General features: G+C 38.1%; 1 protein-coding gene. It reads left to right on the top strand.

Annotation, left to right across the window (positions count from 1 at the left end):
- A partial coding sequence (locus RT445_RS05155; protein ID WP_313469974.1) for a GNAT family N-acetyltransferase occupies positions 1-631 on the top strand: 631 nt, incomplete at its 5' end.
- Positions 632-640: the final 9 nt, after the last annotated feature.

Below are 640 nucleotides of genomic sequence, written 5' to 3'. Positions count from 1 at the left end.
ACGTGTTTTTGCAGGTGCAAGGAAGGTTAATATCCGTTCACAAAAGGCACAGGAAAAGCTATCTTTTATTCGATTAGGAGTTGAAAGTGAATATCCAGAAGAGCATTCATGGTTAGAGGTAAAAGAAAAGCAACCATGTGTGTTAAATGTCTTTGAACGGGAGGATTTTGTTCGTTACAGAACATCGCTAGAGAAAGTAGATGGTAAACGTGAAGACTTCTTACCGCAGCTCTTACTAGCGGATGACAGTGAAAAGGTAGTTCGTGACTACCTAGATCAGGGTACCTTATATAAAATTAAGTGTGGCGAGGTGCTAGCTGGGGTAGCCTTAATAATTCCCCAATCTAATACAACAATTGAGTTGAAGAATATTGCTATTATTCCAACGTATCAAGGGAAGGGAATAGGTAAGGAAGTATTACGACAACTCACTGAAATATGCCAGATGGAAGGCTATCAAACCGTTCTAGTTGGAACAGCAAATTCAAGTATTGATAATATTGCCTTTTATCAAAAAGCAGGCTTCCGCATGGAGGCTATTGAAAAAGATTTCTTTCGTAAATACCCAGAACCAATTTATGAAAACGGCATTCGTGCCTTAGATATGATTTTCTTTTCAAAGCAATTATAAGCATCTTCA

Source organism: Lysinibacillus sp., from assembly GCF_032093475.1.
Lineage (GTDB): Bacteria > Bacillota > Bacilli > Bacillales_A > Planococcaceae > Lysinibacillus > Lysinibacillus irui.
This window is presented reverse-complemented; position numbering and strand designations above follow the sequence as displayed.